The sequence below is a fragment of the Streptomyces sp. SYP-A7185 genome (assembly GCF_046103685.1).
Classification (GTDB): domain Bacteria; phylum Actinomycetota; class Actinomycetes; order Streptomycetales; family Streptomycetaceae; genus Streptomyces.
The window spans coordinates 7,076,415-7,092,173 of the sequence record NZ_CP122310.1 but is presented as its reverse complement, the minus strand read 5'-3'; the positions used below and the strand labels follow the sequence as shown (position 1 = coordinate 7,092,173).

Sequence of the window (15,759 nt, the reverse complement as noted above, 5' to 3'; positions counted from 1 at the left end):
AAGGCCCGCGGCAAAGCGGAACGTGACGTACCCGCGACCGCGCGTCCGCATGGTGGATAACCCGTGGCGCCACCCCGCGGCCCTCGCATAGAACACCGGCATGTTCTGGCTTCCGCTCCTTCTCGTGGCCTGGGTCGTCACGGGTCTGTCCTGCGCCCGGCTCTGTCTCACCGCGTACCGCACCGCCCGGCGCGGGCCCACCCCGGGGCGCGGTCATGAACTGACGCTCTACGAGGCCGCGTTCCTCTCCGGAGGCCCCGCGCGCGTCGCCGACCTCACCCTGGTGTCGATGGCCCGCGCCCGGCGCCTGCTGCTGGCGCACACCGGCTGGGCGACGGTCGTGGACCCCGTGGGCGGCGACGACATGGAGCGGTCCGTGCTCGGCGCGATAGGGCCCGGCGGGCAGTCGCCGATAGCGCCGGTGCGCCGGGCGGCGGCCGGCACGGAGGCGATGCGCGCCCTCGCCGACCGGCTCGTGGCGGCGGGACTCGCCCTGCCGGAGGGCACCTGGTCGGGGGTCGCGGGAGCCGTCCGGCAGGTGCGGGCGGCCTCGGCCGCGGTGCTCGCCCTCGGGGCCGTCGCGCTCCTCATGCCCGCCCAGGAGCCGCGGGGAGAGGTGCCCGTCGCGCTCTGGTTCGCGCTGCCCCTGGTCCTGAACGCGAGCTGCCTCGCGGTCGCCCGCTTCGAGATCCACCCCTATCCCCGCTGGGCCTCGCCCGCCGGTCAGCTCCTGCTGAGCGCGCTGCCGGCGCGCGGCGGCTGCGACCTCACCGCCGTCGCCGTACGCGGGACGCGCGCCCTCGCCGATCCGGACCTGCGTGCGGCGTTCGCACACCGGGATGCGGCGCATCGGGGTCATTGAGCCGAAACCGGCGAGGCGGTGCTTTACTTCGCCTTTTACCGAACGAATCATCCCTTTTGTTCGAGCAACACACGGCCGAATGAAGGGATGGAGAGCGATGAGAGCAGCAGCCGCCCTCTACGGAACCGCCGGATCCTTGGTCCTGACCGCACTCGTCGCCGCTCCCACGGGAAGAGCGTCGGCGGCCGACGTCTTCACCCACCCGGAGGCGCAGGGCACCCAGGTCGCGGCGCAGCGCGCGCAGGCGGCGGGCATCCGCTTCGGCGCCTGCCCGGCGGCGGAGCACCTGCCCCCCTCGATCAAGTGCGGCACGGTCTCGGTGCCGTTGGACTACGCGCACCCGGACGGCAAGCAGATCCGTCTGACCGTCAGCCGCACCAAGGCCACCGAGCGGGCCGAGCCGCGGCGGGGCAAGGCCGTCAAGCGGCAGGGCGCCCTGGTGTTCAACCCGGGCGGTCCCGGCGGGTCCGGCATGTACTTCCCGATGGTCGGCATGCTGCCGGAGTGGAAGCGCATCGCGGCGGCGTACGACCTCGTGGGCTACGCCCCGCGCGGCGTCGGCCGCTCGGCGCCGATCTCCTGCCAGGACCCCAAGGAGTTCGCCAAGGCCCCGACGCAGTCGCCGACCCATCCCGACACCGCGTACAAGCTGAAGCGCGTCCAGCAGGCGAAGGCGTACGCGGAGGGCTGCGTCAAGCGCTCGGGCACGGCCGTGCGGCACTACACGAGCCTGAACAACGCCCGTGACCTGGACGTGCTGCGGGCGGCGCTCGGCGAGCGGAAACTGACCTTCATGGGCGCCTCGTACGGCACCTACTTCGGCGCCGTGTACGCGACGCTCTTCCCCACGCACGTGCGCCGCATGGTCTTCGACTCGGCGGTCAACCCCGACCCCGCGCAGATCTGGTACGCCAACAACCTCGACCAGTCGGCGGCCTTCGAGCACCGCTGGGGCGACTTCCGCGCGTGGGTGGCCAAGCACGACAAGACCTACCACCTGGGCAAGACGCCCGAAGCGGTCCTGCGCAGCTACGAGAAGGTGCGCGACGAGCTGGCGGCCAAGCCCGCGGGCGGCAAGGTCGGCCCCGGTCAGCTCCAGTCGGCGTTCCTCCAGGCCGGGTACTACGACGACTACTGGCCGGCGCGCGCGTCGGCGCTCGCCGCGTACGTGAAGGGCAACCCGAAGCCGCTGATCGAGCAGGCGGGGCCCGAGCCGAAGGCGGCCAAGGAGCAGGAGAACGGCAACGCCGTCTACACCGCCGTCGAGTGCAACGACGCGCCCTGGCCGACGGACTTCAGGACCTGGAACCGCGACAACTCGCGCCTGGCGCGCGTCGCGCCCTTCGAGACCTGGGACAACGCCTGGATGAACCTGCCGTGCGCCTACTGGCCCGAGGCCCGGCAGCAGCCCGTGGACGTGCGCGCCGACGAGGGGAAGCTGGCGCCGACGCTGATCCTGGCCGCCGAGCGGGACGCGGCGACCCCGTACGCGGGCGCGCAGGAGCTGAACCGCAGGCTGGGCGGGTCGGTCCTGGTGACCGAGCGGGACGCGGGCACCCACGGCATCGCCGCGGGCCCCAACAAGTGCGTCAACGGCCACATGGAGGCCTATCTCCTGGAGGGCAGGCTCCCCGTGCGGCGCGCGGCGTGCGCACCGCACAAGGAGCCCGAGCCGCTGTCCGGCGCGCGGGCGGCGGCTCTCCCCAAGGAGCGCTAGCCGACGGGGCTCAGCCGGTCACAGCGCGCCGAGCCGCTCCAGCGGGAACGGCGGCTGGGCCAGCGGGCGCACCGCGAGCCGGGTCAGCGGCAGGGCGTTGTCGTCGCCCGCCGTGCGGTTGGCGTGCAGGACGCCGCAGTGGGTGCAGCGGTGGACGAGGACCCATTCGCCGTCTCCGCGGACGGAGATGGCGAGGGGTTCCATCCGGGCGCCGCACTCCGCGGCCCGGTCGCCCGGGGTGTCGTCGAGGTGACGGCTCCACAGGCAGGTCGGGCAGTGGTTGCGGTGGTCGGTGCCGGGGGCGGTCATCGAGACGTCGAGACCGCACTGCAGGCAGCGGAAGGACTGGGCGCGCGCTTCAGTGCGGGCCCGCCGAGAGGTGTTGCGGGACATGGTGGGAGTGACTCCAGTGCGTCGCGGAACGGGCTGACTTCGAGCTGATCCGCGGGGCCCTGGGCATACACGCACCGTCTTTCCGTTCTCGGCATGGCTGTGTCGGTCTCGACCCCTCGATGAAACGCGCACAGGGCGGGCGCGGCAACCGAATTACGGCTGCCGCGCCCGCCCTGCGCGGAAAGCGGGGTTACGCCAGGCCCGCCACGAGGTCGGCGACCGACTTGCGGCGGCCGGTGTAGAACGGCACCTCTTCGCGGACGTGCATGCGGGCCTCGGAGGCGCGCAGGTGCCGCATGAGGTCGACGATGCGGTACAGCTCGTCCGCCTCGAAGGCGAGGATCCACTCGTAGTCGCCCAGGGAGAACGAGGCGACGGTGTTGGCGCGCACGTCGGGGTAGCCGCGGGCCATCATGCCGTGGTCCTTGAGCATGCGGCGGCGGTCCTCGTCGGGCAGGAGGTACCAGTCGTAGGAGCGCACGAAGGGGTAGACGCTGATGTAGTTGCGCGGCGTCTCGTCGGCCAGGAAGGCCGGGATGTGCGACTTGTTGAACTCGGCGGGGCGGTGCAGCGCCATGTTCGACCAGACCGGCTCCAGGGCGCGCCCGAGCCGGGTGCGGCGGAAGAGGTTGTAGGCCTCCTGGAGCTCGTCGGCGGTCTCGGCGTGCCACCAGATCATGACGTCGGCGTCGGCGCGCAGGCCCGACACGTCGTACGTGCCGCGGACGGTGATGTCCTTGGCGGCGAGCTGGTCGAACAGCTCCTGGACCTCGTCGGCGTAGCCTGCGCGGTCCTCGGGGAGCACGTCCCGGAGCTTGAAGACGGACCACAGCGTGTAGCGGATGACCTCGTTGAGGTCCTTGGCCTTCTTGCCCGCGTTCGGGCTCTTGGCGGGGGCGTCGTCACTCATGGCCCTATTCTCCTCCGCCGCCGTGCAGGCTCTGCACCGGGTTGCGGGTGAGCTCCTGCACACCGGCCAGGTCACCGCCCAGCTGGTCGACGGCCGCGTGGGCGCTCGCGATGCACGCGGGGATGCCCACTCCGTCGTACGCGGCTCCGCACACGGCGAGGCCGGGCAGCTTGCTCACGTGCTCGCGGACGCGGGCCACGCGCGCGTGGTGGCCGACGGGGTACTGCGGAAGGCCGTCGTGCCAGCGGGTGACGCGGGTGGCGACGGGTTCGGCGGTCAGGCCGGTGGCCTCGCGCAGGTCGTGCCGGGAGAGCGCGACGAGCTCGGCGTCGTCGCGCCGCAGGATCTCCGTCTCGCCGTACCGCCCCACCGAGGTGCGCAGGACCAGCAGGTCGGGGTCCTCGTCGGCGATCCAGCCCCATTTGCGCGAGGCGAAGGTGGAGGCCTTGATGGTGTGCCCGTCGACGGGCGGCACGAGGAATCCGCTGCCTTCGGGGAGGTCGGTCTCGCCGCGGCGGTAGGCGAGGGTCATCAGGGCCATGGAGGCGTACTCGATGCCGGCGAGCTCGGCCGCGGCGGCGGGGGCCTCGGCGCCGAGGAGCGCGGCGGCGGCGTAGGCGGGCACGGCGACGATCACCGCGTCGGCGGCCAGGTGCCGCCCGTAGACGTGCACCTCCCAGCCGTCCCGGGTCTTGCGCAGGCCGTCGACCGGGGAGTTCAGCAGGATCTCGCCGCCACGCGCGCGTACCGCGTCGGCGACGGCGAGGGGCAGTTGTCCCACGCCGCCCTCGATGCCCATGAAGACAGGGCCGGTCTGCTGGTTCCGGGCGGCGCGGGCCTGGAGGGCGCGGACGCCCTCCGTGAGGGAGGTGTGCGTGCGGGCGGCCTCGAAGAGCTGCGGGACGGCCGAGCGCAGGGAGATGCGGTAGGCGTCGCCCGCGTACACGCCGCCGAGCAGGGGCTCCACGAGGCGGTCGACGACCTCGTGGCCGAGGCGCGCGGCCACGTACTCGCCGACCGCGACGTCGTCCCCGACCTCGGTGGGCGGCAGGTCGCGGTCCTGCTCGATGCGGCGCAGCCCTGCGTCGGAGAGCACTCCGGAGAGGGCCGAGGCGTCACCGGGGACGCCCATGACGTGGCCCTTGGGCATCGGGCGCAGGGCTCCGCGGGTCCAGATCGCGGCGGTGGCCGTGGCGGGCGGCTGGAGCCGGTCGGCGAGGCCCACCTCGCGGGCGAGGGCGACGGCCTCCGGGCGGCGGGCCAGCATCGACTCGGCGCCGAGGTCGACGCGGACGCCCTCGATCTCGCCGGGCAGCAGCTTGCCGCCGAGCCGGCCGGAGGCCTCCAGGACGGTCACACGGGCTCCGGTGCCGAGCGATCGGTGGGCGGCGGCCAGTCCGGCGATCCCGCCACCGATGACGACGACATGGCCTGTTCGTGTGTCCGTTTCGCGCATGGCCCCACTCTACGAGCCGCCGCTCGGCGAGCCGTGCGAGTCCCGACCGTGACCCCATCGGAACCGGTCGGCAACCACCGTTCCGGCCCGCCCCGGCGTCAAAGGAGCAACAGACACCACGACCTTCGGGGGGTACGTCGAGATGTACGCGTCCAGCACGTCGAGGCACCGCACGGTCCAGGCACTCTTCGCGCTGCTGCTCGCGGCGGCCCTCGCGCTCACCGGGTGCAGCGCGGGCGGCGGCGACAGCGGCGACAACGACAAGGCGGCGGGCAGCGGCGCCCGGCAGGACGCGGGCGGCTCCGACGAGAAGGGGGTGGCCGGAGGCGGCGGCGCGGACCAGTCCGGCAAGAAGAAGCCGCCGGAGCTGACCGGCACCCACATCATCCGCACGGCCACCCTGACCGTGCGCGTCAAGGACGTGCCGAAGGCCCTGGAGGAGGCGCGCTCGGTGACCGCCGACGCGGGCGGCGTCGTCGGTGACGAGACCACGGACCGCGACGACCGGGGCCACGAGCGCTCCCGCATCGTGCTGCGCGTCCCGCAGGACCGGTACGAGGAGGTGCTCGCGTCCCTCGAAGGCACGGGCAAGCTGATCGAGCGCAGGGCCAAGGCGGAGGACGTCACCGAGCGGGTCGTCGACGTGGAAAGCCGCGTCAAGTCGCAGCGGGCGAGTGTGGCGCGGGTGCGGGAGCTGATGGACAAGGCGACCAAGCTGAGCGACGTGGTGACCCTGGAAGGGGAACTGAGCTCCCGTCAGTCCGAGCTCGAGGCGCTGCTGGCCCAGCAGTCCTCGCTCAAGGAGCGGACGAGCATGTCCACCATCACGCTCTCGCTCGCCGAGACGGCGGTGAAGAAGGCGGACCCGGCCGACGACGACCCCACGTTCCTGGACGCGCTGTCCGGCGGCTGGGACGCCTTCGTGACGATGCTGCGCTGGCTGGCCGTGGTGATCGGCGCGATGCTGCCGTTCGTGGCGGTGGCGGTGCTGCTGTTCCTGCTCTGGCAGCGTCTGGTGCGGCCCCGGCTGCCGCGCCGGCCGGCCGTGGCGGCGGCCCCCGCGGCTCCCGCCGCACCGGCGCGCGAGGGCGACGAGGAGTAGCGGGCCGTCAACTGCCGCAGCGTCGTAGCGTGTCCGTATGAGTAGCGCGAGAGAGCGACTGGTGGTCATCGGGGGTGACGCGGCGGGCATGTCCGCCGCGTCACAGGCACGCAGGCTGAGGGGCCCGGACGAGCTGGAGATCGTCGCGTTCGAACGCGGCCACTTCACGTCGTACTCGGCCTGCGGCATCCCCTACTGGGTCGGTGGCGACGTCCCCTCGCGGGACGAGCTGATCGCGCGTTCGCCCGAGGAGCACCGGGCCCGCGACATCGACCTGCGGATGCGTACGGAGGTCATGGAGATCGACGCCGAGGGCGGCCGGGTCCGTACGCGGGACCTGGAGTCCGGGGCCGAGGGCTGGACGTCGTACGACAAGCTCGTGATCGGGACCGGCGCCCGGCCGGTCCGGCCCGCCCTGCCCGGCATCGACGCCCCGGGCGTGCACGGCGTGCAGACCCTGGACGACGGCCAGGCGCTCCTGGACACGCTGGCGGACACGGAGGGCCGCAGGGCGGTCGTCATCGGCGCGGGCTACATCGGCGTCGAGATGGCCGAGGCCCTGATCCAGCGGCGCTACGAGGTCACGGTCGTCAACCGCGGCACGGAGCCGATGTCGACGCTCGACCCGGACATGGGCCGCCTGGTCCACGACGCGATGTCCGGCATGGGCATCGAGATGGTGAACGACGCCGAGGTCACCAAGATCCTCACCGGTGACGACGGCCGGGTCAGGGCGGTGGCCACCGAGGACGCGGAATATCCGGCGGACGTGGTGGTGCTCGGCATCGGCGTGCGCCCCGAGACGGAGCTCGCCCGCGCGGCGGGCCTTCCGCTGGGCGAGTACGGCGGGCTGCTCACCGACCTCGCGATGCGGGTGCGGGGCCACGAGAACATCTGGGCGGGCGGCGACTGCGTCGAGGTGCTCGACCTGGTCTCGGGCCGCGAGCGCCACATCGCGCTCGGCACGCACGCCAACAAGCACGGCCAGATCATCGGCGCGAACGTGGGCGGGGGTTACGCGACCTTCCCCGGGGTCGTCGGCACGGCCGTCAGCAAGGTCTGCGACCTGGAGATCGCCCGTACGGGGCTGCGCGAGAAGGACGCGCGGGCGGCCGGCCTCCAGTACGTGCCGGTGACCATCGAGTCGACGAGCCGCGCGGGCTACTACCCGGGCGCCGCCCCGATGACCGTGAAGATGATCGCCGAGCGTCTGACGGGGCGGCTGCTGGGCGTGCAGATCGTCGGCCGCGAGGGCGCGGGCAAGCGCGTCGACGTGGCCGCGGTGGCCCTGACGGCCCGTATGACGGTGGACCAGATGACGGCACTCGACCTCGGCTACGCGCCGCCGTTCTCGCCGGTGTGGGACCCGGTCCTGGTGGCGGCGCGCAAGGCGGTGGCGGCGGTGCGGGACGCCGCGTCGGGGGCGCGCTGACGCGGGCACGGGAGAGGCAGGGGGCCGGACGCGTGGTGCGACACGCCCCGGCCCCCTCCTCACCCGGCACATTCAGGCGAGATTTTCAGCCAACTACGAAACGGTTGCGTCAGTGCGCGGTCAGCGTGAGGTGCGGGTGTGGACGTGCTCCACGAGCCGCGTCAGCGCGTCGGGGTCGGTGGTCGGCAGGACGCCGTGGCCGAGGTTGAAGATGTGCCCCTCCAGGTCCGCGGCGGCGTCCAGGACCTCGTCCGTCTTGGCCTCGACCGCCTCCCGCGTGGAGAAGAGGACCGCCGGGTCGAGGTTCCCCTGGAGCGCCTTGCCGGGACCGACGCGGCGCACGGCCTCGTCCATCGGGACGCGCCAGTCGACGCCCATCACGTCGGCGCCGGCCTCGCCCATCAGACCGAGCAGTTCGCCGGTGCCCACGCCGAAGTGGATGCGCGGGACGCCGTAGGGCGCGACGGCGTCGAAGACCTTCTGCGACGCGGGCATCACCGAGCGCTCGTAGTCGGCGGGGGCGAGCGCGCCCACCCAGGAGTCGAAGAGCTGCACGGCGCTCGCGCCGGCCTCGATCTGCACCTTGAGGAAGGCGCCGGTGATCTCCGCGAGCCGGTCGAGCAGGTCGGCCCAGAGCAGCGGGTCGCCGTACATGAGCGCCTTGGTGTGCTCGTGGTTACGGCTCGGACCGCCCTCGACCAGGTAACTCGCGAGAGTGAAAGGCGCTCCGGCGAATCCGATGAGCGGGGTCGGGCCCAGCTCGGCGGTCAGCATGCCGATCGCCTGCGTCACGTAGCTCACGTCGTCCGGCGTGAGGTCCCGCAGCTGGGCGAGGTCGGCGCGCGAGCGGATGGGGTTGGCGACGACGGGGCCGACGCCCGGCTTGATGTCGAGGTCGATGCCGATGGCCTTGAGGGGCACGACGATGTCGCTGAAGTAGATCGCGGCGTCGACCTTGTGGCGGCGCACGGGCTGGAGCGTGATCTCCGTGACCAGCTCCGGCATCATGCAGGACTCCAGCATGGCCGTGCCCTCGCGCACCTTGCGGTACTCGGGCAGTGAGCGGCCCGCCTGCCGCATGAACCAGACCGGCGTGTGCGGCACGGGCTCGCGCCGGCAGGCCTTCATGAAAGCGGAGTCGTACGTCGCTGCGTTCTGCTGGCCCGCGGGGCTGCTGTTGTTGGCGCTCACCCGGAAAGTCTCGCACGGGCCCGCCCGCGCCCCGCCCCGAGGGACACTCTGCCTTGACCGGGGCCCCTCTCACGGGTGTCTCTCCCTGCGCGAAGCCGCCGTTCCCCTTAATCTTCCCCGCATGGCTGCGGCTCAGGGACAACGGTCGGACGGCGCTGGCGAGATGGAAAGTACGGAGGGGAAGGTGGCGGATTCGGCTCCGTTGCCCTTTCGGGCGGCGGTCGACGCGCTGCGCGGGGCACGGCTTCGGCCAGAGATCGAGATCGACCCGACGCGGCCTCCGCAGCGCCTGGCCCCGTATGCGTACGCCCTGGAGGCGGCGGTGGTCGAAGGCGACGAGGACCTCGCGGACGGACGTCTGGTGCTGCTGCACGACCCGGCGGGACACGACGCGTGGCAGGGCACCTTCCGCCTGGTCACCCTCGTCCGCGCGGAGCTGGAGCCGGAGATGGCGGCCGATCCGCTGCTGCCCGAGGTCTGCTGGTCGTGGCTGACGGGCGCGCTTCAGGCGCGCGGTCTGGCGTGCGGGGAGCCGAGCGGCACCGTCACGCGTGCGGGTTCGCACTACTTCGGCGGGCTCTCCGAGCGGCCGCCCGCGTCACAGATCGAGATCCGGGCCTCGTGGACACCGCGCGAGGGGCACGGCGGAGTGCCGGACACGGCGGCGCATCTCGCCGCCTGGTGCGATCTGCTCTGCCAGGTGGCGGGGCTGCCGCCGGTGAACCAGGGGCACGGCGGGGACGCTTCCGTGGTGTCGCTGCCGCAGCGGCGCGGGCCGCAGACGCCGTAGCGGGCGGCGCGCGGGAGCACCGGGGAGGGGCGCGGGTGCGCGGGGACGATCACGCGGATGAGCGATTCTGAACGACTGCGATTCGGGTTGATCTTCGGATGATCGATCGCATGTCCGAATCGCCCGAATTGTTACTCACCAAATCGTGATCATTCTCTAAAGGCGGGCGGGTTTGGTGCCGAAGACCTTGGTGACCTTGAAAGCACGGTTCGTCCCGGCTTCATCCCCGAGCCGGTTCAGTCCCGCACCCCAGGAGGCCTGGTGTCCGTTCTCCTCGAGCAGCCCGCAAGCCTGGTCGCCTACCGCCCGAACAAGCCGACCGCCATGGTCGTCGTGGCCGACCCGCGCGTCCGCTCCACCGTCACCCGCCACCTGTGGGCCCTCGGTGTTCGCGACGTGATCGAGGCCTCGTCGATCGCGGAGGCTCGTCCCCGCATCGGCAACCCCCGTGACATCTGCGTCGCAGACGTCCACCTCCCCGACGGCTCCGGCCTGACGCTCCTCTCAGAAACCCGCGCGGCGGGCTGGCCGAACGGCCTGGCCCTCTCCGCGGCCGACGACATCGGCGCCGTGCGCAACGCCCTCGCGGGCGGCGTCAAGGGCTACGTCGTCACCGGCACCCGCAACAACGTCGGTCTCCCCACCCGTCCCGGCGCCGCGCCCATCGGCTCGGCCGCCGCCCGAATGCACCGCCGCCCGCCGGGCGCACCCAGCCACCCCGGTGGGTACCGCGAGCTGTCCGGCCGCGAGGTGGAGGTCCTCCGCCTCGTCGCCGAGGGTCAGTCGAACAAGGCCATCGGTGTCTCGATGGGGCTCTCCGCCCTGACCGTGAAGAGCCACCTCGCCCGCATCGCGCGCAAGCTCGGCACGGGTGACCGTGCCGGGATGGTGGCGGTGGCCCTGCGCACCGGAATCATCCACTGACTCATTTACACCCCTCGTGCGCCCGTCGACGGAACGTTCCGTCGACGGGCGCCGTGCATACACAGATACCCTTGACAGGTGACCGACGCCCAAGAGACCGCAGCAGACAGATCACTGCGAACCACCGGAGGCGGCCCTCCGGACGACGTCGAAACGGCGCCGATCCCTTTGGACGAGCCGCGCGACGGCATTCCCCCGGTGGTCGCCGACGAGACCGCCCTCGCCGAGGTGATCGCCGCGTTCGCGGCGGGCACCGGCCCTGTGGCCGTGGACGCCGAACGTGCGTCCGGTTATCGGTACGGCCAGCGGGCCTATCTCGTACAGCTACGCCGTGAGGGTGCGGGCAGCACCCTCATCGACCCCGTCGCCTGCCCCGACCTCTCCGGACTGGGTGAGGCGATCTCCGACGCGGAGTGGGTGCTGCACGCCGCGACGCAGGATCTGCCCTGCCTCCGCGAAATAGGCATGATCCCCACCAGCATCTTCGACACGGAGCTCGCCGGGCGCCTCGCCGGCTTCCCCCGGGTCGGCCTCGGCGCGATGGTCGAGGGCGTGCTCGGCTTCGTCCTGGAGAAGGGGCACTCGGCGGTCGACTGGTCGACCCGGCCCCTGCCCGACCCCTGGCTGCGGTACGCGGCGCTGGACGTCGAGCTGCTCGTCGACCTGCGGGACTCCCTGGAGAAGGAGCTCGACCGGCAGGGCAAGCTGGAGTGGGCCCGCGAGGAGTTCGACGCGATCTCCTCCGCGCCGCCGGCGCCGCCGCGGGTCGACCCCTGGCGGCGTACGTCGGGCATGCACAAGGTCCGCCGCCGGCGCCAGATGGCGGTCGTACGGGAGCTGTGGACCGCGCGGGACAAGGTGGCCCAGCGGCGTGACGTGTCGCCCGGCAAGGTGCTCGGCGACGGCGCGATCGTGGAGGCGGCGCTGGGGCTGCCGCCCAACGCGCACGCCCTGGCCGCGCTGCCCGGGTTCGGGCACCGCATGGGGCGGCGCCAGCTTGAGCAGTGGCAGGCCGCGGTGGACCGGGCCAAGGCCCTGCCCGACTCGGAGCTTCCGCAGCCCGGGCAGACCGTTTCCGGGCCGCCGCCGCCCCGCTCCTGGGCGGACCGTGACCCGGCCGCGGCGGCGCGGCTCTCCGCCGCGCGGGCGGCCGTCTCCTCCCTGGCGGAGGAGCTGAACATGCCGCAGGAGAACCTGATCACTCCGGACACCGTCCGGCGCGTCTGCTGGGAGCCTCCGGCTCAGGTGGACGCGGAGTCCGTGGCGGCGGCGCTGGCCTCGCACGGGGCGCGGCGCTGGCAGATCGCCCAGGTGACGCCGGCCCTGGTCACCGCCCTCACCCAAACCGCCGCCCCGGCCTGACGCCGGCGGACGCCTCCCTCCCACCCACCCACTCCCCCGCAGCACGGGGGCAAGCGGGTGGGTGGTTCCGCGTCCGGCCCCCGAGGCCCCGCAGGGCAAGTGTGACCTTCGCCTCCCCGAGGCAGGGCTGGGCAGCCTAGTTACCGACAAGTAGCATGGAACCCGGAAGCGCGCCGCCAGGCGCACCCGCACCCTGGAGGAGAGCCATCGTGCCTCGTACCGTCAGGGACGTCGTCTTCGTTGATGGCGTCCGCACCCCGTTCGGCAAGGCGGGCCCGAAGGGCATCTACCACGAGACCCGTGCGGATGACCTCATCGTGAAGGCCATCCGGGAGCTGCTGCGCCGCAACCCGGCCCTCGACCCCGCCAAGATCGACGAGGTCGCCATCGCGGCGACCACGCAGATCGGCGACCAGGGTCTGACGCTGGGCCGCACCGCCGGGATCCTGGCCGGGCTTCCGCAGTCCGTGCCGGGCTACTCCATCGACCGCATGTGTGCGGGCGCGCTGACCGCCGTCACGGCGACCGCGGGCTCCATCGCGTTCGGTGCGTACGACGCCGTCATCGCCGGTGGCGTCGAGCACATGGGCCGCCACCCCATGGGCGAGGGCGTCGACCCGAACCCGCGGTTCGTGAGCGAGAAGCTCGTCGACGAGTCCGCCCTCTTCATGGGCATGACCGCCGAGAACCTGCACGACCGCTACCCCACGATCACCAAGCAGCGCGCCGACGAGTACGCCGTGCGCTCGCAGGAGAAGGCCGCCAAGGCGTACGCCAACGGCAAGATCCAGCAGGACCTGGTGCCCGTCTCCGTACGCCGCACGAACGAGGAGGCCGGTGAGACCGGCTGGGGCCTCGCCACCGCCGACGAGCCGATGCGTCCGGGCACCACCCTGGAGAGCCTCGCCGGTCTCAAGACGCCGTTCCGTACGCACGGCCGCGTCACCGCCGGCAACGCCGCGGGCCTCAACGACGGCGCCACGGCGTCGATCATCGCCTCCGAGGACTTCGCCCGCGAGAACGGCCTGCCGGTCAAGATGCGCCTCGTGTCGTACTCCTTCGCGGGTGTCGAGCCCGAGGTCATGGGCTACGGCCCGATCCCGGCCACGGAGAAGGCGCTCGCCCAGGCGGGCCTGTCCATCTCCGACATCGGTCTCTTCGAGATCAATGAGGCCTTCGCCGTGCAGGTGCTGGCCTTCCTGGAGCACTACGGCATCGCGGACGACGACGCGCGCGTGAACCAGTACGGCGGCGCCATCGCGTACGGCCACCCCCTCGCCTCCTCCGGCGTGCGTCTGATGACGCAGCTGGCGCGGCAGTTCGAGGAGCAGCCGGACGTCCGCTACGGCCTGACGACGATGTGCGTCGGCTTCGGCATGGGCGCCACGGTCATCTGGGAGAACCCGAACCACAAGGACGCCGGAGGCGACAAGTGAGCAGCTCCACCACTGAGCTTCTGAAGGGCGCGGCCGAGCTGTTCCCGGACGAGGTCGTCACGCAGGCGCACGTACGCCACCTCGACCTGCCGGCGGGCGCCGGGCGCTTCGCGCTCATCACGCTCGACAACGGCTTCGACCACACCAAGCCGACCACCTTCGGCCCGGGCTCGCTGGCGAACCTGAACGCCGCGATCGACCAGGTCGAGAAGGAGGCGGCCGAGGGCACGATCGTCGGCGTCGGTGTCACCGGCAAGCCGTTCATCTTCGCCGTCGGCGCCGACCTCAAGGGCGTGGAGATCCTCAAGCGTCACGAGGACGCGCTCGCCATCGGCAAGGGCGGCCACGAGGTCTTCAAGCGCCTCTCCGGGCTCGCCGTGCCGACCTTCGCGTACTACAACGGCGCCGCGATGGGCGGCGGTGTCGAGGTCGGTCTGCACTGCTCGTACCGCACCGTCTCCAAGGCGCTCCCGGCCTTCTCGCTGCCCGAGGTCTTCCTCGGTCTCGTACCGGGCTGGGGCGGCTGCGCGCTGCTCCCGAACCTGATCGGCGCGGACCGCGCGGTCTCGGTCATCATCGAGAACTCGCTGAACCAGAACCGCCAGCTCAAGGGCAAGCAGGTCTTCGAGCTCGGCATCGCCGACGCGCTCTTCGAGGGCGCCGACTTCCTGGAGCAGTCGCTGGTCTGGACGGCCTCCGTCCTCAACGGCTCGCTCACGGTGGAGCGCCCCGAGATCGACCGCGGCGAGGCCTGGGACGCGGCCGTCGCGCGGGGCCGCGGCATCGCGGACTCCAAGGTGCACGGTGCGGCCCCGGCCGCCTACCGCGCCCTGGAGATCATCGAGGCCGCCAAGGACGGCGACCTCCAGAAGGGCTTCGACGCCGAGGACAAGGCGCTCGCCGACCTCATCATGGGCGGCGAACTGCGCAGCGGCATCTACGCGTTCAACCTCGTCCAGAAGCGCGCCAAGCGCCCGGCGGGTGCCCCGGACAAGAACCTGGCGCGCCCGGTCACCAAGGTCGGCGTCGTCGGCGCCGGTCTGATGGCCTCGCAGCTCGCGCTGCTCTTCCTGCGCCGCCTCGAGGTGCCGGTCGTCCTGACCGACATCGACCAGGCGCGCGTCGACAAGGGCGTGGGCTACGTCCACGAGGAGATCGACAAGCTGCTCCTCAAGGGCCGCGTCAACCAGGACAAGGCCAACCGCCTCAAGGGCCTGGTCTCCGGTGTCCTGGACAAGGCCGAGGGCTTCTCCGACGCCGACTTCATCATCGAGGCCGTCTTCGAGGAGATCGGCGTCAAGCAGCAGGTGTTCGCGGAGGTCGAGGCGGTCGCCCCGGCGCACGCGATCCTCGCCACCAACACCTCCTCGCTCTCGGTCTCCGAGATGGCGTCGAAGCTGAAGCACCCCGAGCGGGTCGTCGGCTTCCACTTCTTCAACCCGGTCGCGATCCTGCCGCTCCTGGAGATCGTGCGCGGCGAGCAGACGGACGACGCCTCGCTGGCCACGGCCTTCGGTGTCGCCAAGAAGCTGAAGAAGACCGCGGTCCTGGTGAAGGACGCCCCGGCGTTCGTCGTGAACCGCATCCTCACCCGCTTCATGGGCGAGATCCAGAACGTCATCGACGAGGGCACCCCGGTCGCCGTCGCCGAGAAGGCCGTCGAGCCGCTCGGTCTGCCGATGTCGCCGCTGGTGCTCCTGGAGCTGGTCGGCCCCGCCATCGGTCTGCACGTGTCGGAGACCCTGAACCGCGCCTTCCCGGAGCGCTTCACCGTGTCCCCGAACCTCGCCGCCGTCGTCAAGGCCGGCAAGCGCGGCTTCTACGTCTACGACTCCGGCAAGCCGGAGCTCGACCCCGAGGTCGCCGCTCTCCTCAAGCAGGGCGACACCGTCCTGACCGAGGAGCAGACCCGCGACCGCGTGCTCGACGCCGTGGCGCAGGAGATCGGCCTGATGCTCGACGAGGGCGTCGTCGCCGAGGCGCAGGACATCGACCTGTGCCTGATCACCGGTGCGGGCTGGCCCTTCCACCTGGGCGGCATCACGCCGTACCTGGACCGTGAGGGCGTCAGCGAGCGCGTCTACGGCAAGCGGTTCCTGGCGCCGGGCGTGGCCAGCGTTCCCGCGTAGCACCTCTCCGTACGGGCGATGCCCGGCAGGCCTTGCGGTCTGCCGGGCATCGGTC

Annotated in this window: 13 protein-coding genes; 9 read left to right on the top strand and 4 right to left on the bottom strand. The window is 72.2% G+C overall.

Features of this window, described 5'->3' with window-relative positions; translation table 11 throughout:
* Positions 1-100 precede the first annotated feature (100 nt).
* Both QBL25_RS31080 and QBL25_RS31075 read left to right on the top strand, forming a co-directional pair.
* Entirely contained in the window at positions 101-862 is a 762-nt protein-coding gene (locus QBL25_RS31080) for a TIGR04222 domain-containing membrane protein (RefSeq protein WP_409060250.1), read from the top strand.
* 97 nt (positions 863-959) lie between these two features.
* Complete coding sequence (locus QBL25_RS31075) at positions 960-2,579, top strand: alpha/beta hydrolase (protein WP_409060249.1); 1,620 nt, start codon at positions 960-962, stop codon at positions 2,577-2,579.
* 18 nt (positions 2,580-2,597) lie between these two features.
* Here the strand turns inward: QBL25_RS31075 and QBL25_RS31070 are convergent, their stop codons facing one another.
* From QBL25_RS31070 to hemG, 3 genes are all read right to left on the bottom strand, one after another.
* Positions 2,598-2,972, bottom strand: a complete 375-nt coding sequence (locus QBL25_RS31070; protein WP_359349703.1) for an RNHCP domain-containing protein — start codon at positions 2,970-2,972, stop codon at positions 2,598-2,600.
* A gap of 190 nt (positions 2,973-3,162) precedes the next feature.
* Entirely contained in the window at positions 3,163-3,882 is a 720-nt protein-coding gene (gene hemQ, locus QBL25_RS31065; protein ID WP_409060248.1) for a hydrogen peroxide-dependent heme synthase, read from the bottom strand.
* 4 nt (positions 3,883-3,886) lie between these two features.
* Positions 3,887-5,338 carry a protoporphyrinogen oxidase gene (gene hemG, locus QBL25_RS31060; RefSeq protein ID WP_409060247.1) on the bottom strand — a complete coding sequence of 484 codons (1,452 nt, stop codon included), beginning with the start codon at positions 5,336-5,338 and terminating at the stop codon, positions 3,887-3,889.
* Between the two features lie 142 nt (positions 5,339-5,480).
* Here hemG and QBL25_RS31055 point away from each other — a divergent pair, with 142 nt between their 5' ends.
* Entirely contained in the window at positions 5,481-6,440 is a 960-nt protein-coding gene (locus QBL25_RS31055) for a DUF4349 domain-containing protein (RefSeq protein ID WP_409060246.1), read from the top strand.
* A 37-nt stretch (positions 6,441-6,477) separates the two neighbouring features.
* Complete coding sequence (locus QBL25_RS31050; protein ID WP_409060245.1) at positions 6,478-7,872, top strand: FAD-dependent oxidoreductase; 1,395 nt, start codon at positions 6,478-6,480, stop codon at positions 7,870-7,872.
* A 120-nt stretch (positions 7,873-7,992) separates the two neighbouring features.
* Here QBL25_RS31050 and hemE read toward each other — a convergent pair whose 3' ends face one another.
* Complete coding sequence (gene hemE, locus QBL25_RS31045; RefSeq protein ID WP_409062833.1) at positions 7,993-9,000, bottom strand: uroporphyrinogen decarboxylase; 1,008 nt, start codon at positions 8,998-9,000, stop codon at positions 7,993-7,995.
* Between the two features lie 184 nt (positions 9,001-9,184).
* On the opposite strand from hemE, the gene QBL25_RS31040 reads away from it, so the two are divergent.
* The 5 genes from QBL25_RS31040 (at position 9,185) to QBL25_RS31020 (ending at position 15,704) form a co-directional block, all read left to right on the top strand.
* Positions 9,185-9,853 carry a DUF3000 domain-containing protein gene (locus QBL25_RS31040; RefSeq protein WP_409060244.1) on the top strand — a complete coding sequence of 223 codons (669 nt, stop codon included), beginning with the start codon at positions 9,185-9,187 and terminating at the stop codon, positions 9,851-9,853.
* Between the two features lie 261 nt (positions 9,854-10,114).
* The gene (locus tag QBL25_RS31035) at positions 10,115-10,777 is read left to right on the top strand and encodes a response regulator transcription factor (RefSeq protein ID WP_160507754.1); all 663 of its coding nucleotides are present in this window, start codon (positions 10,115-10,117) and stop codon (positions 10,775-10,777) included.
* Between the two features lie 78 nt (positions 10,778-10,855).
* On the top strand, positions 10,856-12,139 hold the full coding sequence (locus QBL25_RS31030) for an HRDC domain-containing protein (RefSeq protein WP_409060243.1): 1,284 nt from the start codon (positions 10,856-10,858) through the stop codon (positions 12,137-12,139).
* Positions 12,140-12,348: 209 nt separating this feature from the next.
* The gene (locus QBL25_RS31025) at positions 12,349-13,575 is read left to right on the top strand and encodes a thiolase family protein (RefSeq protein WP_409060242.1); all 1,227 of its coding nucleotides are present in this window, start codon (positions 12,349-12,351) and stop codon (positions 13,573-13,575) included.
* Positions 13,572-15,704, top strand: a complete 2,133-nt coding sequence (locus QBL25_RS31020; protein WP_409060241.1) for a 3-hydroxyacyl-CoA dehydrogenase NAD-binding domain-containing protein — start codon at positions 13,572-13,574, stop codon at positions 15,702-15,704. The genes QBL25_RS31025 and QBL25_RS31020 overlap by 4 nt, the downstream gene beginning before the upstream one ends.
* Positions 15,705-15,759 lie beyond the last annotated feature (55 nt).